This is a genomic window from Algoriphagus limi (genome assembly GCF_024919275.1).
In the GTDB taxonomy this organism is placed as follows: domain Bacteria; phylum Bacteroidota; class Bacteroidia; order Cytophagales; family Cyclobacteriaceae; genus Algoriphagus; species Algoriphagus limi.
This window is the reverse complement of sequence record NZ_JANWGH010000002.1, coordinates 384,412-406,586: the sequence shown is the minus strand read 5'-3', so window position 1 is coordinate 406,586 and position 22,175 is coordinate 384,412. Positions and strand designations below refer to the sequence as shown.

The following is a 22,175-nucleotide window of genomic DNA, read 5'->3' as shown; positions in this document are numbered from 1 at the left end:
TTATTTCATCAACTTCAAAAGCTCATCCAGATACTCCCGGTTATTCGAAAGTCTAGGCACCTTATTCTGTCCTCCCAATTTTCCTTTTTGGCTTAGCCAATTTTGGAAAAGTCCTTCTTCTGCAACATGAATAATGGGTTTGACTAAAGCTAGGTCTTTGTGCCGCTTGGCATCATAATCTGAATTGATTTCTCGCAGGTGCTGATCTAACAGCTCAGTAAAGCGATCAATATCTGATGGTTGTTTGGCGAATTCAATGATCCATTCGTGGGCTCCTTTTTCGCCTGAATTTCCAAAATAGGCGGGTGCCGCAGTAAAGTTTTCAATGCTAGCAGTGGTATGCTCTGCTGCATAAGCAATTGCCTTTTCGGCATTTTCCACAATCACTTCTTCTCCGAATGCATTGATAAAATGCTTGGTTCGGCCTGAGATTTTAAAGCGATAAGGTTTGATAGAGGTAAAGCGGATGGTGTCCCCGATTTTGTATCGCCATAGTCCTCCATTGGTTGAAATGACCACTGCATAATTTTTACCAACTTCAACATCTTCCAATGGAATAGCCTCAGGATTTTCATCATCCCAATGGTCCATAGGGATAAACTCATAAAAAATCCCATAATCCAACAAAAGCAAAAGCTCATCGGAATGAGGCTGATCCTGAAGCCCAAAAAATCCCTCAGAAGCATTATAGGTCTCCATGTATCGCATTTTCTCGGAAGGAATTAATTCCTCGAAAAGACCTTTGTAAGGGCCAAATGCAACTGCTCCATGAAAAAATACTTCCAAATTCGGCCATACTTCTAGAATGTGTTTGGCTTTTTTGATTTCCAAAATCTTTCGAAGGAGGACAATTGTCCAAGTTGGAACTCCAGCAATACTGACCACGTTTTCATGCATGGTCTCCCGGGCCATTTTTTCAATCTTGGCTTCCCATTCACCCATAAGTGCAACCTCTAAAGAGGGAGTCCGGGCAAATTGAGCCCAGATGGGTAGATTCTTCATGATGACGGCTGAGATGTCTCCAGCCTTGGTGCTGCCATAAGGATTTAAGGGATTTTTCTCTAGCGAACCTCCTATAGAAAGACTTTTTCCCGAGAAAAGCTTCGAGTCAGGATAGTTATTCACATAGAGGGTCACCATGTCTTTTCCGCCTTTGAAATGACAGTCTTCCAGGCTTTCTTCGGTGACTGGGATGTATTTACTTCTGCTGGAAGTGGTACCGGAGGATTTGGAAAACCATTCTACTTCCGTATTCCAAAGTACCTCTTGCTCTCCTTTCATTACCCGGTCTATGTAGGGTTTTAGGCCTTCATAGTCAAAAAGAGGGACTTGCTTTGAAAAATCAGTGTAGGTTCGGATGGAAGAGAACCCGAATTCTCTACCAAATTTAGTTTGCTTGCCAGCTTCAATTAATTCTCTAAAAACTTCCCCTTGGATAGAATCCGGATCCTGTTTAAAGCTTTCGATTTGACCCAATCGGCTCCTGAAGATCCAGGTCATGAAACTGTTAATGACCTCCATTAATTCTTAAAAATTTTGCGTTTCAACTCGAATTGGCTTCCTAGATAGACCTTTCGGACTTGCTCATCAGCTGCTAGTTCTTCTGCCGTACCGGCCTTGAGAAGTCTTCCTTCGAACATCAAATAGGCACGATCGGTAATGGAAAGGGTTTCATTCACATTGTGGTCAGTGATCAGAATTCCGATATTCTTGGTCTTGAGTTTGGCTACTATTGTTTGAATTTCCTCCACTGCAATAGGATCCACACCTGCAAAAGGCTCATCAAGCAATACGAATTTCGGATCTACAGCCAATGCCCTTGCAATCTCAGTTCGCCTACGCTCACCCCCGGAAAGTACCATCCCTAGGTTTTTCCGAACATGGGTAAGGCTGAATTCCTCCAGCAGACTCTCCATTTTTTCTTTTTGAGCCTGCTTGGGAAGGTCCGTCATTTCCAAAACCGCCATGATATTTTCTTCGACGGAAAGTTTTCGAAAAACAGAAGCTTCCTGAGCCAAATAGCCGATTCCTTGTTGTGCCCGCTTATACATGGGAAGCCCGGTAATGTCTTCTTGTTCCAAAAAAATCTTTCCTTCATTCGGTTGAATCAAACCTACAATCATGTAAAAGGAAGTGGTTTTTCCGGCTCCATTTGGACCTAAAAGTCCAACGATTTCTCCCTGACTCACTTCCACAGATATATCATTGACGACTCTTCGTCCTTTGTATATTTTGACCAAATGTTCGGCTTTCAGTATCATCTTAGTCGAATTTGATATCTTTCACGTAGAGTTGCAAGCTACTTTTATCCCGGAAGAAATTTTCACGCATTTCCGCTACCAAATCAAAGCGCATTTTGGAACGAAGAAAATTCACCGTCGTCAAATCTGGATCTTTGGCTCGGTCAGCCATGCCAAAACCTAGACAAACAGGTGTAGTTTCCTGACCATCCTGCTTTATTTTGAAGCGGAGGTGCTTTTCTTTCAAAACCACCACATCCTCAGCATAGACATTTGAAATTCGGAAAATTGGTTCTGGATTTCCCGGGCCAAAAGGCGCCATCTGCTTAAGAATATTATAAAAGCGGTAGTTGATTTGATCCAAGAGCAATTCATCGTCAATTTCAATGACTGGTTTGCGATGAACTTCCTCAATTCTGCTTTTGACGACTTCTTCGAATTTTGCTTGGAAAGCCGGAACCTTATCCACAGACAAAGTCAATCCTGCCGCATATTTATGTCCTCCGAATTGATCCAACAAATCACTACACTGGGATATTGCTTCATAAATGTCAAAATCCACAACTGATCGTGCGCTTCCCGTGGCTTTAGAATTCGATTCAGTTAGAATAATCGTAGGTCGGTAATACTTTTCTATACATCGGCTGGCTACAATCCCAATCACTCCCTTATGCCAATCTTCCTTGAACAGGACCGTTGTATTCCAGACTTGTTCCTGTTCGCGAGCGGCGATCATCTCAAAGGCCTCTTTGGTGATGTTTTCGTCAAAATTCCGCCGAGTCGCATTGACTTCATCTACCACTTTTGCCCGCTCCAATGCTTCATCCAAATCGGTAGAAATCAACAATTCCACTGAAGCTTTGGCATGCTCCAAGCGACCGGAGGCATTGATCCGCGGTCCAATTTTGAAGACGATATCTGAAATCCCTATTTCCTTTTCGATTTTGGATCGCAATATCAAAGCCTTAAGACCAGGTCTTGGGGTATTGTTGATTCGGTCCAATCCGTAATAGGCCAAAATTCGATTTTCACCAGAAATGGGGACAATATCAGCAGCAATGCTAACTACCAAAAGATCCAGGTAGGAGTAGAGGCTTGATTCATCCATTCCCCGCTTTTTCGCAAATGCCTGAATCAATTTAAAGCCAACTCCACATCCACTCAACTCTTTGTAAGGGTAAGGGCAATCTTCTTGCTTGGCATCCAAAACAGCCACCGCTTCAGGAAGGGTTTCGCCAGGGGTATGATGGTCGCAAATAATAAAATCCACTCCTAGCTCTTTGGCGAGTGCAACTTTATCAATGGCTTTGATACCACAGTCTAGGGCGATTACCAAGGAGAAATTCTCCTCAGCAGCATATCGAACTCCTCGTTCAGAAATACCATATCCTTCTTTGTAGCGATCAGGGATGTAAAAATCCACTTGGGGATAAAATCCTTTCAAAAAACTAAAAACCAGTGCTACAGCTGTGGTGCCATCCACATCGTAATCTCCATAAACAAGGATTTTTTCCCCAGAGCTAATAGCTTGTTCTATGCGCTCTACGGCATTGCTCATTCCCTTCATTAGAAAGGGATTATGCAATTGGCTCAAGCTTGGGCGGAAAAAATCCTTGGCCTGATCAAAGCTTTCAACTCCTCGATTGATAAGCACATTCGCCAGGGTAGGATTCACATTGATTTCCTTACTCAGCTTTTCCAGTGCAGCCTGAGAGGCTTTAGGCTTCGTTTTCCAGACGTACTCCATGGGTGTAAATTACGAAAGTTCTTCAGTTTCGATCGAACTGATTTTTTGATTAGGAATTTGAATTAACGGATTTTAGGAAGCTTTGTGTTGACTTTTTTGGTATTGAAACCAAAAATATCCGGGGAAAATCAAAGCTTTTAGCTTCCAATCATTCTTTTCCTGAATAGTCAATTTGGGATTTTCATGAACCTTCCGGTACATTTTCCCAGCTAAAAGTGTGTGTCCAATCAAAAGCAAAAAAAGGACAGCATATAGAATCAGTTCCTCCATATTATTGTTTAGTGAAGACCAATGCAGCCCAATTATCCCGTGTCGATTGTTTGATCAATTCCAGGTCTAAAGCCTTGCAATGATTAACCAAATCCGGAATATCCTCTGAATAAAACCCGCTTAGTAAAAGAAATGCATCTGGCTTCATCAGTTGGGCATAAATTTCCAATTCGTCCAGCAAAACATTCTTATTGATATTGGCTAGGATAATGTCATAAGGCCCTTTTGGATTGACATCGCGGATAGTTCCCAATCCCATCTGAGCAGGTACCTGATTGAGTTGGAAATTTTCATTTCCATTATCCACACACCAATCATCAATATCAAATGCTTCTACGGATTCAGCCCCCAGAAGATGAGCCATGATTGCCAAAATTCCTGTTCCTGAACCTACATCCAATACTCTTTTTCCTTGATGATCGATTTGCCCCTGAAGTTGGAGCATTTGAAATGTGGTAGCATGGTGTCCAGTCCCAAAGGACATTTTGGGATTGATCACGATTTCATATCGGAAGCCCTCTTTTGGGGGATGAAAAGATGCCCGGACATAGACCAAATTGTCAACTGCAATGGGATCGTAGTTTTTTTCCCATTCCTCATTCCAGTTGACTTTTTGGGTAATGCTTTCTTTGACTTGAATTTGTGCAGGCTCCTGATAGCGATCAATAATTTCTCCGAAAGTTGCTTCATCAAATCCTTCCAAAGGAGAATAGCAATCAAAGCCTTCTTCTGTTTCCAAGAAAGCATCAAAGCCTATTTCAGATAATTCTGCGATCAGAATTTCGCGGAAGTCCTCCGAGCAGGTGAACTTAAATTCCCGATAGTCCATCCTAATTAGTAGGATTTGGCAATGTCAATAAAGTCCCGTGATTTCAAGGAAGCTCCTCCGATGAGTCCGCCATCCACATCTGGCTTGGAAAGTAACTCAGCTGCATTGGAAGGCTTCATACTTCCGCCATAAAGGATGGAAATAGAGTTTGCCACTTCTTTTCCGTACTTGGAAGCAAGATGTTTTCTCAATGCATAGTGCATTTCCTGAGCTTGCTCGGCAGTTGCAGTTTTACCCGTTCCGATAGCCCAAATAGGTTCATAGGCAATCACAACTTTTGAAATCTCTTCAGCCGAAAGATCAAAAAGGCTGTCAGTTAATTGGTATTTGACATTAGGCTCATGCGTGCCTGCTTCCCGAATATCCAATGACTCCCCACAGCAAAAAATTGGAGTCAAACCAGCGGCTAACGCTTGCTTCACCTTAGTAGCGAGCAGTTCATTGCTTTCCTTGAAATATTCTCTTCGCTCAGAGTGCCCGATGATCACATAGTCAACGCCAAAAGAAGCCAAGATTGGGGCTGAAACCTCACCGGTATAGGCACCGGATTCTTTATCCGAACAGTTTTGTGCGCCCACGAAGATATTTGAAGTTCCTCCGATCAATTTTTTTACCACATAGAGGTGAGGAAAAGGAGGATTAAGAACCAGTGTCACTCCCTCCAAATTTTCGTCCTTGGCCATTTGTACAATTTCGGAGGTGAGTTTTTGACCTTCTTCATAGGTCATGTTCATTTTCCAGTTCCCGGCTATGATTTTCTTTCGCATCGTCAGTTAAAATTTTGTTAGGTTTGAGAGAAACTTGAGTAGAAATTTTCTCTAAAATTAATCAAAATGTCCGGTTGGGGAAGGAATAACCCGCAGCATACGCGAAAAACCACATGGACCGCTGAAGAGGCCAAGGAAAAAATCGCTGCCTTTTGTGCTTATCAGGAGCGATGCATTTGGGATGTTCGCAGAAAGCTGTTTGAAAAAGGCATTTCTGGTGAAAAGGAGGAAGAGTTGATCAATTTTTTGCTGAAGGAAAAATTTTTGGATGAGGAGCGCTTTGCAAGAGCATTTGCTCGAGGGAAATTTCGGCTGAAGAAGTGGGGGAGAAACCGAATCCGAATGGAAATGAAAATGCGCCAAATCCCAGAGACTTTAATTCGAAAAGGTTTGGCCGAAATTGATCCGGTGGAATACTACGATACCTTATTGGGTGAGGCGGAGAAGAAGTGGGAAAAAACCAAGGAACCTGACCCTTACAAGAAGCGCTTCAAAGTCGTGGGATATTTGATGCAAAGGGGATTCGAGCAAGACCTGATTCAGGAAGCGATAGAATCACTTTTGTGATTTACGATTGACGAAGTAGGACTTACGATGGGCAGAGTAGGGTTGGAAGTGAAGCTTAGAGTCTTTGCCCGAACTTTTCCACATTTCCACTTTCCAACCTATGGCTAAAGAACTGCTCCTGCTCATGACGACAAATTTCCAATTTTCTAATTTTTCAATTTTGAAATCATCTCGCTCATAATCTTGGCCGAGAGCAGACTCAGCGGGATTCCGCCACCAGGATGGACTGAGCCCCCGCAGAAATAGAGATTCTTGATGTCAGAGGAATAATTGGCGTGACGAAGGAAGGCAGCAAAGCGGTTATTGGAGCTGTTGCCATACAAAGCACCATTGGCACTTGAGGTTTTGAACTCTATACTTCTAGGCTCAAGGACATCCTCTACTTCGATTAACGATTCCAAATCGGTTTTTAGAATTCGGTTAATCTTAGCGATCATATTTTTTCGGGCTTCCGCTATCAAGCTATCCCAATCCTGCCCTTGGTTGTTTGGTACATTGATCATGGTAAACCAGTTCATGCAGCCATCTGGAGCATCATCAGGTTTGCAAACAGAAGTGATATTGATGTAAACCGTTGGGTCATGGTAAATCGAACCCTTTTTGAATATATGTTCGAATTCGGTTTGGTAATGATCCGAAAAGAGGATGTTGTGCAGACCCAATTCTGGAAAATTCTTTTTGATCCCCCAATAGAAAATCAAGGCTGAACTGGATTTAGGCTGGCTGAGCAATTTTTCAGGCTGTTTTTGCTTTCGCAAAATGGTTTTGTAAGCATTCACCATATCCATGTTGTTGACTACCACATCCGCAGGATGAGTTTTGCCATTGACCTGAATACCGACTGCTTTTCCTTTTTCCACCAGAATTTCTTCCACTTTGGAATTGAAGTGAAATTTTACTCCCAAATCCAAGGCAAGTTGATAAAGGCTAAACGTGATATCATGCATGCCTTTTTTGGGAAAGTAGGCTCCGATATTAAACTCCAAGTGCGGAATGATATTCAAAGTGGCGGGAGTCTGATAAGGGTCCGAACCGTTGTAGGTGGCGTAGCGATTGAATAGCTGAACTAGCTTCGGATTTTGGAATTGATTCTCATTTGCTTGGTTCATGGTGGAAAAAATCCCCAACTTCCCCATTTTCAAATAGGATTTGATGGCTTGTGCATTCGTCCATGTGCTAAGCTGATGCAAGGATCTATGCATAAAAAGCGGTGCCAAATGCTCATAGATATAGGCGGAGTTTTTCAGTGCTTGTCGAATATGCTGGGCAGGTTCTCCCAACTTAGTCTCCACCTCCTCAGCAAATCGATTAATATCAGCCCAAGCCTTGATTTTTTTTCCGTCTTCCCAGAAATAATGACAGGCCACATCCAGTTTCTCATAATCGAAATGTTCCTGTGGGTCTTTGCCTGCCAGTTTAAAAAGTTCCTCAACTTGCTCAGGTAGCGTAAAAAGCGAAGGGCCCGCATCAAATCGATAACCCCCTAATTGAATTTCAGAAAGCTTTCCTCCGGGGTAGGCATTGGCTTCGAAGACTTCAACTTGATAGCCTTTGATAGCTAAGCGGATGGATGAAGCAATACCGGCGATACCGGAACCGATTATGATGGCAGTTTTCTTCATAATGACAATAAAAACAAGGAAGCAAGCCCCTTGTTTAGAAGCTTTTTAAGTAATTGAAGATAGTGTAGAATATCTGAAGATGGAATTTTATTATTCTAAAGAACAATTTTAATTTTTATGAAAAAATTTTTTCAAAAGCATTTTTTTGTATTTAAAAAACACTTAATATTACATTAGAATAACTTATGTTCACTATGAAGAAAACTTTTACATCAGGCTTTTTGGGGTTGGTGATCTCAGGCCTTTTACTCAGTGCTTGTAGCCAGGTGGCTACTTATGAAAGCGAAGATTTGACTTTGGAGCAAGCCAAGGCAGACAAGGAGGGATTCAAATTGAGTCCTTATGGTAATACATATGGAAATGAGAATGCAAGGGAATATGAAGTTGCAGATTGTTCCGTAGACTGTATCGAGCCTGGATCAGGGGAATATTTTATTAAGTCGGCCTCTGAGACTGGATCAGCAGGACCAAATACCAAAGAAGTAACCTATAGAGCCTATAACACAGAAACAGATTTTGTGGTTGAAGTTGACTATAACAAATTGAGTGGTAACTCTAATGCTGAGGCGGACATTTCAATAACAATTGAAGGTGATGAATTGCTAATTGAAGATGTTCCTTTTGGAAGTACTGTTTCTCATAGCATTCCCCTTCCTGAGGGTTGGGAGGCCTGTGATTTAATTGAATTTTCTGTATTGCAAGAAGCACTTGGGAACCCTATTGAATGGAATGAGACATATTCACTTTTTGAGGTATGTTCTGTGGAGTGCTTGATTGTTGAAGAAACTGGATATGTAGGAAATACAAAAGGCGAAAATAGTGGCACTCCTGGAAATGGATTCAATAATGCTTGGTGGTATGCTTTTGATACCGAAGGAGATGAAATTCAAAATGTATATGAGAATGAAAATGTAATAGGCTCTGCGACCTATGATGAAGTAGAAGGAACCATTACCATTTCATTAAATTCTGATTATTCCCTTGAAGAGGGAGAAGATGAATCGGTTAAATGGTACAGTTACGCTGATGGTCAATTACCTACTGCTGGTAGACCAACTCCTGGTCAAGCACCAAATAAGGGAACAAGTCTAGTGATAGATACCAATGGTGATCGATATTATGTTATACATCTGGATGTACAAACATGTGTATCCGAAGAGGAGGAAGATTAATGGTTTAATTCCTCAGTTTGAAAGTACTTTCTAAATAGAAAAAAGGGACGATCAATCGTCCCTTTTTTGTTTGTGTTTAGATTTAAATCCTCTCAAAAACTCTTCTAAAACTCGTCGCCTCAGCAATTCTAGCATGGAGTTCAGAGATAGGCACTCGCTCCTGTTCGGTGGTGTCCCGATGACGGATGGTGACGGTATTGTCTTCCAAGGTCTGATGATCCACTGCGATACAGAATGGCGTTCCGATTAGATCCTGACGGGTATATCGTTTACCGATGGATGCTGCCTCTTCGTAAATGATATTGAAATCATACTTCAAAAGTTCTACGATTTCCTGAGCTTTTTCCGGCAAGCCATCCTTTTTGGTCAAAGGAAGAATAGCTGCTTTTACCGGAGCAACTGCTGGGTGGAACTTCAAGTATACGCGAGTCTTGTCCTCGGTTTTTTCCTCTGTATAGGCATTGCAAAGGGTAAGCAAGAACAAGCGATCTGCTCCGATTGAAGTCTCAATCACATACGGAATATAGTTCTGATTGACCTCCGGATCGAAGTATTGCTGCTTTTTCTTGGAGTATTCTTGATGGGATTTCAAGTCGAAATCAGTTCGGGAGTGAATCCCTTCCACTTCTTTGAAACCAAAAGGGAACTCGTATTCGATATCCATGGCAGCATTGGCATAGTGGGCCAATTTTTCATGGTCATGCTTTCTAAGCTTTTCGGCTGGGGTACCCAAGGCCAAGTGCCATCTCATCCGAACATCTGCCCATTTCTGATACCAGTCTAGCTCGGTGCCAGGGCGAACGAAGAACTGCATCTCCATCTGCTCAAATTCCCGCATACGGAAGATAAACTGACGGGCGACGATCTCATTTCGGAAGGCTTTCCCGATTTGGGCAATCCCGAAAGGAACTTTCATCCGGGCTGTTTTCTGCACATTTAGGAAGTTGACAAAAATCCCCTGTGCAGTCTCAGGACGCAGGTAAATGGTCGAAGCATCGTCAGCTACTGAACCTACCTGAGTAGAAAACATCAGGTTAAACTGGCGTACATCGGTCCAGTTGGAGGTGCCACTGATAGGACAGGTAATGCCTTCATTGATGATCAAATCACGGACACCTGCCAAGTCTTCCGCTTCCAGTAAGCGGGCTAAAGCAGCAGTGAGCTGCTTGGCTTCTTCTACTTTCCCATCATTTTCCAATTTGGCAGCATGCTCCTCCACCAAGACATCGGCACGGTAGCGCTTTTTGCTGTCCTTGTTGTCGATCATAGGATCATTGAAGGAATCCACGTGACCGGAAGCCTTCCAAGTCGTAGGATGCATAAAAATAGCCGCATCAATCCCCACGATATTTTCGTGGACACGGGTCATGGTTTCCCACCAGAGACGCTTCAAGTTGTTTTTCAACTCAACCCCATAAGCCCCATAGTCATAGACCGCTTGAAGGCCATCGTAGATTTCCGAACTTGGGTACACAAACCCATACTCCTTGGCATGGGCAATTATATCTTTCAATTGGGCGTTTTCCGCCGAATTCGCTGTCTTTGCCATAGGGCGCAAAATTAAGGAAACAAATTGATTTGGAGGATGAAGGGAATGAAATTGATAATTCATGTTTTATTTGGTAAAAAATAAAAAAGCCCAAATCTCTCGACTTGGGCCATTCTTAGTTCTACATTTTTAATTTATCATTTCTGACTTTCTGCTACAGCATGGTGTGCTGCTCTCGCAGCAAAGGCCATGTAGGTTAGAGATGGATTCTGTGTAGACGTAGATGTCATAGAAGCTCCATCCGTCACATAGACATTCGGCACGGCATGCAGCTGATGATTTGCATTGAGAAGGGAAGTCTTTGGATCCTTACCCATTCGAACGCCACCCATTTCGTGGATATCCAAACCAGGAGCCTGCTTACTGTCATTTGACCGGATATTGGTGAAGCCTGCTTTGGTAAACATCTCCGTCATCTGCTCAATGTAGTCCTTGACCATTTTTTCATCATTATCATCGTAATCCACATTGATTTTAAGTTGAGGCATACCCCACTCATCTTTCAAGTTCGGATCGAGCGCTACATAGTTGCTTTCCTTCGGGATGGTTTCGCCCATCATATGCGAACCTACCCGCCAAGGGCCATATTGATCTGGATTGAGAATGCTATTTTTCAAATCCATACCGATTCCGCTTGTATCCGTACCTGTCCATCGACTAGCAGAGAATCCAGCTGCATATCCTCGGAGAAAATCGGTCTCCTGTTTGTACACATTTCGGAATCTAGGGAAATAGCCGCTCGTTGGTCTTCCTCCTGAAGTAGTATATTCTGAATGACCTTCGTATTCTGCTGAAACTCGGGCTCTGTAGTTGTGGAAAGCCACATATTTTCCAAGCAAACCATTGTCATTGCCGAGACCATTCGGGAATCGGCTTGAGGTAGAATTCAATAAGATTAGGTTGGAGTTTAAGGCCGCAGCATTGAGGAAAATTACATCAGCATAGAACTCTTCCATTTCTTTGGTTAGGCGGTCAATGATTCGAACGCCGGTGGCTTTTCCTTTTTCTTCATCATAAATAATCGAATGAACGATGGAATCCGGCCGAAGTGTCAAGTTGCCAGTTTTAAGTGCCCATGGAATGGTGGAGGAATTGGAACTGAAATATCCACCAAATGGACATCCACGCTGACATAGATTTCGGTTTTGACAAAGCGCTCTTCCTTGCTGAGCATAGAATTCCGCATTGCCATGAATATGTGCACATCGGGCAGAAATCATATGTCTATCATTGCCATAATGCTTTTTCAACTGCTCTGCGAAGTACTTTTCCACGACATTCAGCTCATAGCCCGGTAAAAACTCCCCATCTGGCAGGTGTGGTATTCCATCCTTATTTCCGGATACCCCAGCGAATTTTTCCACATGACTATACCAAGGTGCAATATCCTTGTAGCGAATTGGCCAGTCCACAGCGAAGCCATCTCTAGCAGGACCCTCGAAGTCAAAATCAGACCAGCGCTGTACCTGTCTTGCCCAAAGAAGGGATTTTCCCCCGACCTGATAGCCCCGAATCCAGTCAAAAGGCTTTTCCTGCACATAGGGATGCTCCGTGTCTTTTACGAAAAAATGCATGGCATCTTCCCGAAAGGCATAGCAACGGCTCACCACCGGATTTTCCTGTTTGATCTTCTCCGGAATCTGCCCCCGATGTGGAAATTCATAAGGAAGCATGTTCGTCGTAGGGTAATCTTTGATATGCTCCACATTGCGGCCACGCTCGAGCATGAGGGTTTTGACACCCAAGTCACATAGTTCTTTGGCAGCCCAGCCACCGCTGATTCCCGAACCGATCACGATGGCCTGATAAGTTCGCTCTTGTTTGCTTCGAATATTGAGATTAGCCATTGACACGAGGTTTTTGAAGGTCAGAAATCAATACAGCGCCATTGTATTCTCCTGGGATAAGGGAATAAGGCACCACTTCAGTTTGGATATACTCGGAGGCCATGTAGCCTTGTATGGTGAAGCGCTTGGCTGAATTCACAAAATAGGAAATGTTGCTATTTCTTTTGCCAGCTTCTGTTTCATCTCCTTCCAATTTGGCACTATCCAAAATAAGTTGTTCCCGCTCTTTTGTGCTTAGGGCATCGAATTTTTTACCGCTTTGCTCCTGTACAAAATCCGGGAAAGCATTTAGCCCGGCGGAGAATTTTTCCTGATTTTCGGAGGTAAAGCAGTCATTCACCATCACCAAGATGAAATCATGAACCTCTAGGTCTAAGGCTCCTTTAATTTCTCCGGCAGGAATTATAGTGTCTGAAATAGCTCCCAAAAGTGCTTTTTGGGAAGGGGTGATTTTTAAATTGTCGTATGCGGCTAGAATATCTTCTTGGCTGAAATCACAGGAAGGAATCAGGGCAAGTCCTCCGGAAATCAAAGCAATATGCCGCAAAGCATGTCTTCTGTTCATTAGGTATTGGGTTTAAAGCAATCGTTTTAAAAAGTAGGGATTTTTCAAGCAAAATCCCAGATCATCACCATTACTGGCAGAATTCATTTTTTATCGGGTTAAAACACCTAACTCCCCAACCGTAGCTGAGTTGCCATCGGCTGTCTTCAAAGCCTGGAGTTTGATAAACTTGGCTTCTGTTGGATCAAATCGGATAAACTGTTCGATAGGGCTATTGACTACATTTGAAAATTCACCGCTGCTGATTTTCTGCCAATTTTTTCCATCCAAACTTACCCAAAAGGTATATTCAGTAATATGACCACTTGGGTAGCGGGCTTGCATGGGTAGGTAAGTGAAACCTTCAATCGTTAATTTTTCCCCCAAATCGACGATTAGCTCATTGTCAGAACTTGTAAAATAAGTGGCTGGGTTTTCATCAATGGCTCGCTCTCCGGAACTTTCCCATTTGGCTTTGGGTACTTCCATGTCTTTTCGTGATATCTCACTTTTTTGTCCTGAATTAGGATCGGCAGAAAGGACTTGAAGGGTAGTGGCCTTTTCCACGAGGAAGGGCTCCTGATAGGTTTGGCTAGGTTCAGAACCATCCAATGAATACCGAATTTCCAAGCCTTCGTCTGGTGATACCAAAGTAACCAATCCGGATTTTTCCCGCTTGATTTCTGGAGCCAAAAGTAATTTGGGAGCAGAATAGACACCCAATTCAGAGATGACTGGAATGTCTTTCCCATCCTCGAAACGGATTCGGATTTTTTGAGCGTTTACATCGGGAAACCGCAAAATCCGCTTGTAACCGATGGTGGTTCCCGAGGCGATTTTTACCCAGGCTCCATCTTTTTCAACTTCCAAAGAGAAGCTTTTTACTCGCTGACCTAGCGGAGTAAATTCCTGCAAGAGCAGTCGATTAAAGTTGATTTCATTACCAAAGTCTAATTCCAGCTGTGATTCAATTTGTCCACCTGGGACAGTCCAATAAGTATTGTAATCCCCATCGATGGTTAATTCTGCCTCATAGCCTTTTCCAAGTTCCAAGCTTGCCGAAATCTCAGCATCTTGAGCAAGATTCGTTTCAAAATCTTCCCGGACTTTAGCAGCGAATTGAAGGATGGCTTTTTCATCATTTTCATGAATCAGCCCTCGGGTATCTACAGGAAAGTTGATCAAAAGTGAAGAGTTTCTGCCTATGCTTTTGTAGAAAATCTCCATCAATTGGGGTAGAGTTTTTACTTTATGATCTTCATAGGCATGATAATACCAACCCGGCCGAATACTGACATCGGACTCGGCAGGAACCCAATGTGTGCCATTTTCCTGACCCGAGGCCCATTTATCCGAATACTCGGGCATACCGGCATAGACGGAGTCTCGCATCAGGTTGGACCAGGTGCTTTCGTAAGCGAATCCATGTTCATTACCCACCCAACGCACATCCGGTCCGGCATCACTGAAGAGCATGGCTCCAGGCTGCAGGTCGCGAACCAATTGATGGGTAGTAGGCCAGTCATAGTAGGTGAGTTTATCAACTTTACGCTCCTCATTTGCGCCGCCGTACCAGCCTGTACCCCCATTAGCTCCATCAAACCAGACCTCGAAAATATCCCCGTAATTCGTCAGTAATTCGGTCAGCTGATTCCGCATGTAGGTAATGTATTCGGGCTTGCCGTAATCGGGGTGATTTCGATCCCAAGGAGAATAATAGATGCCAACTTTTAATCCGTATTCTCGACAGGCATCCGCAAACTCCCGGATCAAATCTCCTTTTCCATCTCTCCAAGGACTATTTTTCACGGAGTGCTCGGTGTAGGCCGATGGCCATAGGCAAAACCCGTCGTGATGCTTGGCGGTAATGATCAGCCCTTTCATTCCGGCTTCGGAGGCGATTCTAGCCCACTGTCTTGCATCAAGAGCAGTGGGATTAAATTGCTCCGGTTTTTCATCTCCGAATCCCCATTCCCGATCTGAAAAGGTATTCATATTGAAATGGATGAATCCATAATATTCCAATTTCTGCCAGGCGATTTGTCGCTCATCCGGGATTGGAGAGATAGGGTTTGGTGGTGCAGCTTTTTCTTGGCAAAAAGTAAATAGTAGAAGGACAAGAGGAAGCAGTTGTTTTTTCATGGTCTGGATTTAAGGAAGCATTCTAAGAAATTTCGAAGGATTTGGAAAGGAAAAGCATTGATTCAAACGGCCTTTTCTGCCATTTGGCAAATTCTATGAAACTTATGCTATCCATTCCTTGTATTTTCAGGGTATGAAAAAGTTGCTACCTCTTCTGTTGGTTTTTGTTTCATGGTCAGCCTGGGCTCAAGTTTCTCTTACAGTTCGGGATGGTTTGACATTTAGTCCAATTCCAGAAGTTTTGGTTCGTTTGAAGTCTGGAGATGAATTTCGAACGGATCGACTGGGACAGGTTACTTTGGATCAATCGACTCCACTAGAGGTTACACTTTTTAAGGAAGGCTATGAATCATTATCAGTAAATATCACCGAAAATGAGAAGAGCATTTTCCTTTTCCCTCTCAGTATTTCACTTTCAGGGGTCACTGTAAATGCTTTCGAAACGGAACGGCCGCTTTTGGAGCAATCCGCTTCGATCAGCCTAATCGGGGAATCAGATTTCTTTCGATTCAATGAAACCTCAATCGTCAACGCCTTCAATACCAAGCCGGGCGTGCGGATAGAAGAAAGAGCACCGGCCAGTTATCGGGTTTCTATCCGGGGAAGTTCGCTTCGGGCACCTTTTGGGGTTCGGAATGTGAAAGTCTATTGGAATGAAGTGCCGATCACTGCCCCCGATGGGACTACAGCTTTGAATCTGTTCGACTTGAGTAATATTCGCACAGCCGAAGTGATTAAAGGTCCTTCGGGTAGCATCTATGGAGCTGGAAATGGCGGGGTAATCAATTTGCAAAGTCCAGCAAATCCTCAAACAGGATTACTCACTTCAGAATGGCTTTCCGGGTCTTTTGGACTGAATAAGGGCCGATTTGCTATAGCCCAACCGATCGGCAAAGGTGGCTTGGAGGTTTCAATTGTTAATCAGGAAAGCGAAGGTTATCGGGAGCATTCGGCAGTGGATCGTACAGTCTTTCAAGCAGGGGGATTATTTCCAATCAATGAAAAACAAGAGATCCGAACCCAGTTGTTGATTTCGGATTTGGATTACCAGATTCCAGGTGCCCTCAATGCCGATCAACTGGCAGAAAATCCAAAGCAAGCCCGTCCCGGTTCGGTAGCCCAAAACAGCTCCATTTCTCAACAGTCCGTATTAGCCACTTTTGGTCATAAATACCATTTCTCAGAAAAGGCCGAAAACAACACCACCCTCTATTTGAACACCAATGATTTTGAGAATCCTTTCATTTTGGATTACAAAAAGGAATTGGGTTTTGGCTATGGCGGAAGAACTCGTTTTACCTTTGATTGGGATTTGGCAGGGAAGCCTTTTCGGCTAATTGCGGGAGCTGAGTATCAGCAAAGCTTGACTGATGCGCAGAATTTTGGCAATCGGGATGGAGTGGCGGATACCATCCGATTTGCTGATAAGTTGAAAGCAACGCAGGGATTTTTATTTCAGCAAGCTGAATGGGAATTGACTGAAAAATTCCTGTTGACACTAGGACTCAGTCAAAACTTCTCTTCCTTTGAAATTGACAGGCAGATTGATGCCAGTGGAGGAGCTACTGGATTACAGAAGCGGACTTTTGATCCTATTTTGGTTCCCCGATTGGCGATGAGCTACAGTTTGAATGAGTTTTCCGCCCTGAGAGCTTCCATCAGTAGCGGCTTCTCTCCGCCTACAATTGATGAAGTTCGAACCAATGAGGGAAGTTTGAATCTAGATTTGGAAGCAGAAAAAGGAACCAATTTCGAAGTCGGATATCGATTGGGGAAAGATCGCTTAAATCTGGACTTGACGGCTTTCTATTTTAGGTTAAATGAAACTATCACCACCTATACGAATGAACAAGGAGTGGTGCTTTTCCGAAATGCTGGATCCACTGACCAAAAAGGAATCGAGGCCGCTATAGATTATCAAATTTTTCAGCAAAGAAATGCTGGCTTCGTCCGGGGAATCAAATGGGGATCAGCTTTTACAGGACATTATTTCAAATTCAAGGATTATCAAAAAAGGGAAACTGATTACTCTGGTAACCAATTGACTGGCGTCGCTCCGAATACCTTGGTCAGTACTTTGGATTTTCGCTTTTCTGGAAACGTTTATCTGAATTTGACCCATCAGTTTACCGATGAGATTCCTCTGAATGATGCAAACACGGTTTATCAGGATGCATTTCATCTGATGAATTTGCGCACGGGATTCATCGAGCCGATTTCCAAAAAGATTGATGTAGAAATCTATTTCGGGGTGGAGAATTTGTTGGATGAACTTTACTCCTTGGGAAATGACCTGAATCCATTTGGAGGGCGTTACTATCAGCCTGCTCCAGAGCGGAATTTTTACTTTGGCGCCAAAGTCAACTTCCGATATTAAATAGAGATCAATAATCCTTCTTCTGTTAATTGAGCAGGGTAGATGGGTAAATCTGGGCAAAGCCCTGCTTTCACCTGTCCTGTCTTCAGCTCAAAGCGATATTCATGTAAAGGACAGATTATTTCTCCGCTTCCATTGATTCGACCTTGTAGGAGGGAAGCACCTCGATGGGGACATGAAGGATCAAAAGCAAAAAATTCCTCCTCAATTCGGATTACTCCTATTTCCTTTTCCCCTAAGCGAACGCGTTTGATAGTCCGATTTGGGAAGAGTGAAAGAGCTGAATCACGAGAAGAACCGAGTTGATAGTTTTTCATACTTGAGTCTATACAAAATTGAAAGAATTCCAACCGCTGAAAAGAAAAGGTTGGAATTCCAGTGTTTGTTTTGGTAATTTTCTACAAACAGAGATAAAAATCATGAGAAAATACCTTTTAATCGCTTTGACAATGCTCTTTGGCTGGGTAAAAGCTCAGTCCATAGAGGGATCTTGGAAAATGACCCATCAAGATGGTCAGCCTGTGGAAGATGTGGAATACATCAAAATTTATCAAGACGGTTATTTCGCTTTTGGAGCTAAGCAGGTGGCAGACAATCATTTCGTAGGTGCCGGAGGAGGGCCTTTTGAATTGAATGGAAATGATTACACTGAAACCTTGGATTTTTTCACCTTGGATCCATTTCAAGTAGGGACTGTCAATAAATATACCTTGGATTGGGTAGATGGAAAGATGGTAATATCCAGCGAGATCAATGGTAAAATGCTGGTTGAAATCTGGGAAAGGGTTTCTGATGAGAAGGATGATTTGACCGGAAACTGGGTGATCACAGGAAGAAAGCGGGATGATGAAATCCGTCGATCAACTCCTGGCGCTAGAAGAACGATCAAAATCCTATCAGGAGGAAGATTTCAGTGGGTGGCTTTTAATTCCGAAACCAAAGAGTTTAGTGGCTCGGGTGGAGGAACCTACACAGCTGTTGATGGAAAGTACACAGAGAATATTACTTTCTTCTCCCGAGATGATTCCCGAGTAGGAGCTAGTTTGAGCTTCAATTATGAGGTGATCGATGGAGAGTGGCATCATAGCGGATTAAGCTCAACCGGAAATCCGATCTATGAGATTTGGACTCCGTATGCAATCGGATATCCAGGAGCGAAAAAGTAAAAAATCTCGAGTTTTCTCCCACAGGTTTTCACGGATTTGTTACAAAGATATTTCCAGATTTTTGAACTCAAAGGTTTATAAATCCTGATCAAATTTCTGTTCTAATCTGTGACCTTTTCAGTGGATATCTGTGGGAGAAAATATTTAGTGTAAAAATTGGGTTAAGAACTAAACTCAATCCAACTATTTTTTAAATTTATTCATGCATGAAAATGAATTAACATTTTTGATCAGGGGAGCGATTTTTAAAGTTTATAATTCATTGGGACCGGGACTTTTGGAATCAAGTTATGAGGCGGCTTTAGGATATGAATTGGTCCAAGAGGGGCTATTGGTGGAGCATCAAGTTGGTCTTCCTTTGATTTATGAAGAGTTAAAACTGAATGTGGGGTATCGTATTGATTTATTAGTAGAGAAAAAAGTAATTGTGGAGATCAAATCTCTTGAAAATCTCCATGAAGTTCATCACAAGCAATTACTAACCTATTTGAGACTTTCAGGGTTAAAAGTTGGGTTGCTCGTCAATTTTAACACTACAAAAATTGATAAGGAGATCCATCGAAAGATTAATGGTTACCTTTAGTCTTATTTAATTTCCCACAGATTTTCACAGATTTTGAGCACAGATTTTATGAGCAAAAAAGATTAAGCATTCTCATCATATATCCGTGTTAATCTGTGATTTTTTCCGTGGATATCTGTGGGAGAATATGAAAATAAAAAAGAGCCTCGAAGGCTCTTTTTTTTATGCTTCTACTGCGTAGAGTTCTTTTAGTTTCTCTATGGTGTAGTCAACCTCTTCAATTGTATTGAATCGGCTGAAAGAGAAACGAACAGAGTCTCTTTCAGGATTGTGGTTTAAAGCCCGCAAAACATGAGATCCCACAGTAGCACCAGAACTGCATGCAGATCCTCCAGAGGCAGAGATTCCCGCCAAGTCCAAGTTGAATAGCAGCATTCCGGAATTTGCTTCCGACGGAGGCATGCTGACATTCAATACGGTATAAAGTGATTTATCAGTTTGCCCGGAAAGCCCATTGAATTCTACTCCAGGGATTTCAGCTTTCAACTTTTCGATAAAGTGCTTCTTAAGTGCTTTGATATGGGCTTCATGACCTGCCATGTCCTCATAGGCAAGTTCCAAAGCCTTTGCGATTCCGATAATTCCAATCACATTTTCAGTTCCACCCCGCATGTTTCGTTCCTGAGCACCCCCATGAATAAATGGATGGATTTTTTTGTCCTTGCGTACATATAAAAAGCCTGAACCTTTCGGGCCATGGAATTTATGTCCTCCTGCTACAATCGCATCCACAGGAAGATTTTTTAGATCATGTGTATAATGTCCCATGGTCTGCACCGTATCCGAATGGAAAAATGCTCCATATTCCTGAGCCAAAGATCCGATTTTCTGCAAATCATTGAGGTTGCCGATCTCATTGTTTGCATGCATTAAAGAAACCAAAGCATTCGGATACTTTTTCAAAAGCTCCTCTAATTGGTTCAGATCAATTTCACCTTTTGCATTGACATCCAAAGTGTGAAGTTGGATGTTTCCTTTTTGCTCACATACTTCCAAAGTATGTAATACTGCATGGTGTTCAAGAGGCGAAGTGATCGCATGCTTTATGCCATGTGTTTCAATCCCACAAACCAAAGCTGTATTATCAGCTTCTGTTCCCCCTGAGGTAAAGAAGATTTCAGAAGGTGTTGCATTGAGTAATTCTGCCACTTTTTTACGAGCTCTTTCAATTGCAGTACGCACTTCTCGGCCATGACTGTGAACTGAAGATGGATTTCCGTAATGATTTTTCATAAAAGGCAGCATGGCTTCGATTACTCGATCATCCATGGCCGTAGTGGCGGCATTGTCAAAATAGACCTTCATCTTTTCTTCGTTAATTGGGTTTAATTAAATCAGGGAGGCGCTGATTACCTCTTTGATATCTAATATGATTTTTTTGGCTAAGTGCTCGGCTTTGGCTTCAGAATCGGATTCGGCATAGATCCGAATGATCGGTTCCGTATTGGATTTCCGAAGGTGAACCCACTCTTTGTCAAATTCGATTTTTACCCCATCAATATCGTTGATAGGCTGTTTTTTATACTTCTCTCTGATTTCATCGAGGATTTTATCCACATTGATTTCAGGAGTCAGTTCAATTTTATTTTTCGAAATGTAGTAGTTCGGATAGGTCGCCCGAAGACGGGAAATGGATTTTCCGAATTTTGCTAAATGTGTTAAAAACAAGCCGATACCAACCAAAGCATCCCGACCATAGTGGGAGGCAGGATAGATGATTCCACCATTTCCTTCACCACCAATTACAGCATCAACAGCTTTCATTTGATTGACTACATTCACTTCTCCCACAGCAGCAGCGGTGTAATTTCCTCCTCGTTTTTCAGTCACATCTCGAAGTGCTCGAGTGGAAGAAAGGTTGGAAACGGTATTTCCGGGAGTTTTGGAAAGCACATAATCCGCCACAGCTACTAAGGTATATTCCTCCCCAAAAGGAGAACCATCTTCATTGATCAAGGCCAAGCGGTCTACATCCGGATCAACAACGATTCCCAAGTCGAAATTTCCCTTTTCAAGTTTTTGGGAAATGTCCCGTAGGTTTTCGGGAAGAGGCTCAGGATTATGAGGGAAATGTCCATCTGGAGTGCAATACATTTCTTCTACTACTTCCACTCCTAGTGCTTTCAAAAGTTTGGGTACCACAATACCACCCGTTGAATTCACCGCGTCCACCACGATTTTGAAACCTCTGGCTCGGATTGCTTCCACATCCACCAATTCCAAGTCCAAAACATGCTGAATATGGCGATCCAAGTAATCGTCAATAGCCGTGTAGTCTCCCAGTTTTTTCACCTCAGCAAAGGAAAAATCCTCATTCTCGGCTTTTTCCAAGACATCTTTTCCTTCTGCATCAGAAATGAATTCACCCTTTGCATTCAAAAGCTTCAAGGCATTCCATTGAATAGGATTGTGGCTAGCTGTAAGGATGATTCCTCCGCCTGCCTTTTCCATAGGGACAGCCAATTCGACAGTAGGCGTAGTGCTTAGCCCCAAGTCGATCACATGGATTCCTAAGCCTTGTAGAGTAGCCGAAACTAATCGGGAAACCATATCACCGGAGATTCGTGCATCTCTTCCGATGACGACCTTCGGGTTTCCTGTTTTTTCCAATACCCAAGCGCCATAAGCCGCTGTAAATTTCACGACATCAATAGGAGTCAGACCTTCTCCGGCTTTCCCTCCTATTGTCCCCCGGATTCCGGAAATTGATTTGATCAGTGACACGTACAGTAAATGTTTTTAGTGAAAAATCG

General features: G+C 42.8%; 19 protein-coding genes. 5 read left to right on the top strand and 14 right to left on the bottom strand.

What is annotated here, in order from left to right; translation table 11 throughout:
* The 6 genes from NY014_RS10075 to tpiA form a co-directional block, all read right to left on the bottom strand.
* Positions 1-1,521: a GH3 auxin-responsive promoter family protein gene (locus NY014_RS10075; RefSeq protein ID WP_259414463.1), complete on the bottom strand. Its 1,521-nt coding sequence runs from the start codon at positions 1,519-1,521 to the stop codon at positions 1-3.
* Positions 1,521-2,261 carry an LPS export ABC transporter ATP-binding protein gene (lptB, locus tag NY014_RS10070; protein WP_259414462.1) on the bottom strand — a complete coding sequence of 247 codons (741 nt, stop codon included), beginning with the start codon at positions 2,259-2,261 and terminating at the stop codon, positions 1,521-1,523. Before lptB ends, NY014_RS10075 begins: the two co-directional genes overlap by 1 nt.
* Position 2,262: 1 nt before the next feature.
* Positions 2,263-3,987 (bottom strand): single-stranded-DNA-specific exonuclease RecJ, encoded by a 1,725-nt coding sequence (recJ, locus tag NY014_RS10065; protein ID WP_259414461.1) that lies wholly within the window; start codon positions 3,985-3,987, stop codon positions 2,263-2,265.
* Positions 3,988-4,059: 72 nt separating this feature from the next.
* Positions 4,060-4,257 (bottom strand): hypothetical protein, encoded by a 198-nt coding sequence (locus NY014_RS10060; RefSeq protein WP_259414460.1) that lies wholly within the window; start codon positions 4,255-4,257, stop codon positions 4,060-4,062.
* A gap of 1 nt (position 4,258) precedes the next feature.
* Positions 4,259-5,086, bottom strand: a complete 828-nt coding sequence (gene prmA, locus NY014_RS10055) for a 50S ribosomal protein L11 methyltransferase (RefSeq protein WP_259414459.1) — start codon at positions 5,084-5,086, stop codon at positions 4,259-4,261.
* A gap of 5 nt (positions 5,087-5,091) precedes the next feature.
* Complete coding sequence (tpiA, locus tag NY014_RS10050; protein WP_259414458.1) at positions 5,092-5,853, bottom strand: triose-phosphate isomerase; 762 nt, start codon at positions 5,851-5,853, stop codon at positions 5,092-5,094.
* Positions 5,854-5,919: 66 nt separating this feature from the next.
* Here tpiA and NY014_RS10045 point away from each other — a divergent pair, with 66 nt between their 5' ends.
* Positions 5,920-6,420 (top strand): regulatory protein RecX, encoded by a 501-nt coding sequence (locus NY014_RS10045; protein WP_259414457.1) that lies wholly within the window; start codon positions 5,920-5,922, stop codon positions 6,418-6,420.
* A 146-nt stretch (positions 6,421-6,566) separates the two neighbouring features.
* Here the strand turns inward: NY014_RS10045 and crtD are convergent, their stop codons facing one another.
* Positions 6,567-8,042, bottom strand: coding sequence for a 1-hydroxycarotenoid 3,4-desaturase CrtD (gene crtD, locus NY014_RS10040; RefSeq protein ID WP_259414456.1), 1,476 nt, complete (start codon positions 8,040-8,042; stop codon positions 6,567-6,569).
* 194 nt (positions 8,043-8,236) lie between these two features.
* Between crtD and NY014_RS10035 the strand changes: the two genes are divergently transcribed.
* Positions 8,237-9,214, top strand: a complete 978-nt coding sequence (locus NY014_RS10035; protein WP_259414455.1) for a hypothetical protein — start codon at positions 8,237-8,239, stop codon at positions 9,212-9,214.
* Between the two features lie 82 nt (positions 9,215-9,296).
* Here the strand turns inward: NY014_RS10035 and NY014_RS10030 are convergent, their stop codons facing one another.
* The 4 genes from NY014_RS10030 to NY014_RS10015 form a co-directional block, all read right to left on the bottom strand.
* Entirely contained in the window at positions 9,297-10,763 is a 1,467-nt protein-coding gene (locus NY014_RS10030) for a glycine--tRNA ligase (protein WP_259414878.1), read from the bottom strand.
* A 137-nt stretch (positions 10,764-10,900) separates the two neighbouring features.
* Positions 10,901-12,610 carry a GMC oxidoreductase gene (locus NY014_RS10025; protein ID WP_259414454.1) on the bottom strand — a complete coding sequence of 570 codons (1,710 nt, stop codon included), beginning with the start codon at positions 12,608-12,610 and terminating at the stop codon, positions 10,901-10,903.
* On the bottom strand, positions 12,603-13,175 hold the full coding sequence (locus tag NY014_RS10020) for a gluconate 2-dehydrogenase subunit 3 family protein (protein WP_259414453.1): 573 nt from the start codon (positions 13,173-13,175) through the stop codon (positions 12,603-12,605). The genes NY014_RS10025 and NY014_RS10020 overlap by 8 nt, the downstream gene beginning before the upstream one ends.
* Positions 13,176-13,265: 90 nt before the next feature.
* Complete coding sequence (locus tag NY014_RS10015) at positions 13,266-15,296, bottom strand: alpha-L-fucosidase (RefSeq protein WP_259414452.1); 2,031 nt, start codon at positions 15,294-15,296, stop codon at positions 13,266-13,268.
* Between the two features lie 133 nt (positions 15,297-15,429).
* On the opposite strand from NY014_RS10015, the gene NY014_RS10010 reads away from it, so the two are divergent.
* Complete coding sequence (locus NY014_RS10010; protein WP_259414451.1) at positions 15,430-17,673, top strand: TonB-dependent receptor family protein; 2,244 nt, start codon at positions 15,430-15,432, stop codon at positions 17,671-17,673.
* Here the strand turns inward: NY014_RS10010 and NY014_RS10005 are convergent.
* Positions 17,670-17,990, bottom strand: a complete 321-nt coding sequence (locus NY014_RS10005; RefSeq protein WP_259414450.1) for a Rieske (2Fe-2S) protein — start codon at positions 17,988-17,990, stop codon at positions 17,670-17,672. The two genes, NY014_RS10010 and NY014_RS10005, sit on opposite strands and share 4 nt — an antisense overlap.
* A gap of 102 nt (positions 17,991-18,092) precedes the next feature.
* Between NY014_RS10005 and NY014_RS10000 the strand changes: the two genes are divergently transcribed.
* A complete protein-coding gene (locus NY014_RS10000; protein WP_259414449.1) occupies positions 18,093-18,839 on the top strand; it encodes a hypothetical protein in 747 nt (248 codons plus the stop codon).
* A 202-nt stretch (positions 18,840-19,041) separates the two neighbouring features.
* Positions 19,042-19,422 carry a GxxExxY protein gene (locus tag NY014_RS09995; RefSeq protein ID WP_259414448.1) on the top strand — a complete coding sequence of 127 codons (381 nt, stop codon included), beginning with the start codon at positions 19,042-19,044 and terminating at the stop codon, positions 19,420-19,422.
* Positions 19,423-19,584: 162 nt separating this feature from the next.
* On the opposite strand, the gene NY014_RS09990 is transcribed toward NY014_RS09995, so the two are convergent.
* Positions 19,585-20,727 (bottom strand): cysteine desulfurase family protein, encoded by a 1,143-nt coding sequence (locus tag NY014_RS09990; protein WP_259414447.1) that lies wholly within the window; start codon positions 20,725-20,727, stop codon positions 19,585-19,587.
* 24 nt (positions 20,728-20,751) lie between these two features.
* Positions 20,752-22,146, bottom strand: a complete 1,395-nt coding sequence (glmM, locus tag NY014_RS09985; RefSeq protein ID WP_259414446.1) for a phosphoglucosamine mutase — start codon at positions 22,144-22,146, stop codon at positions 20,752-20,754.
* Between the last annotated feature and the right edge of the window lie 29 nt (positions 22,147-22,175).

Coding starts and splice junctions, on each gene's coding strand:
- NY014_RS10075 (WP_259414463.1), bottom strand. CDS start 1,521: ATGGAGGTCATTAACAGTTTCATGACCTGGATCTTCAGGAGCCGATTG.
- NY014_RS10060 (WP_259414460.1), bottom strand. CDS start 4,257: ATGGAGGAACTGATTCTATATGCTGTCCTTTTTTTGCTTTTGATTGGA.
- tpiA (WP_259414458.1), bottom strand. CDS start 5,853: ATGCGAAAGAAAATCATAGCCGGGAACTGGAAAATGAACATGACCTAT.
- NY014_RS09995 (WP_259414448.1), top strand. CDS start 19,042: ATGCATGAAAATGAATTAACATTTTTGATCAGGGGAGCGATTTTTAAA.
- NY014_RS10035 (WP_259414455.1), top strand. CDS start 8,237: ATGAAGAAAACTTTTACATCAGGCTTTTTGGGGTTGGTGATCTCAGGC.
- NY014_RS10025 (WP_259414454.1), bottom strand. CDS start 12,610: ATGGCTAATCTCAATATTCGAAGCAAACAAGAGCGAACTTATCAGGCC.
- NY014_RS10010 (WP_259414451.1), top strand. CDS start 15,430: ATGAAAAAGTTGCTACCTCTTCTGTTGGTTTTTGTTTCATGGTCAGCC.
- recJ (WP_259414461.1), bottom strand. CDS start 3,987: ATGGAGTACGTCTGGAAAACGAAGCCTAAAGCCTCTCAGGCTGCACTG.
- NY014_RS10030 (WP_259414878.1), bottom strand. CDS start 10,763: ATGGCAAAGACAGCGAATTCGGCGGAAAACGCCCAATTGAAAGATATA.
- prmA (WP_259414459.1), bottom strand. CDS start 5,086: ATGGACTATCGGGAATTTAAGTTCACCTGCTCGGAGGACTTCCGCGAA.
- NY014_RS10015 (WP_259414452.1), bottom strand. CDS start 15,296: ATGAAAAAACAACTGCTTCCTCTTGTCCTTCTACTATTTACTTTTTGC.
- NY014_RS10005 (WP_259414450.1), bottom strand. CDS start 17,990: ATGAAAAACTATCAACTCGGTTCTTCTCGTGATTCAGCTCTTTCACTC.
- lptB (WP_259414462.1), bottom strand. CDS start 2,261: ATGATACTGAAAGCCGAACATTTGGTCAAAATATACAAAGGACGAAGA.
- NY014_RS10045 (WP_259414457.1), top strand. CDS start 5,920: ATGTCCGGTTGGGGAAGGAATAACCCGCAGCATACGCGAAAAACCACA.
- NY014_RS09990 (WP_259414447.1), bottom strand. CDS start 20,727: ATGAAGGTCTATTTTGACAATGCCGCCACTACGGCCATGGATGATCGA.
- NY014_RS10000 (WP_259414449.1), top strand. CDS start 18,093: ATGAGAAAATACCTTTTAATCGCTTTGACAATGCTCTTTGGCTGGGTA.
- crtD (WP_259414456.1), bottom strand. CDS start 8,042: ATGAAGAAAACTGCCATCATAATCGGTTCCGGTATCGCCGGTATTGCT.
- NY014_RS10020 (WP_259414453.1), bottom strand. CDS start 13,175: ATGAACAGAAGACATGCTTTGCGGCATATTGCTTTGATTTCCGGAGGA.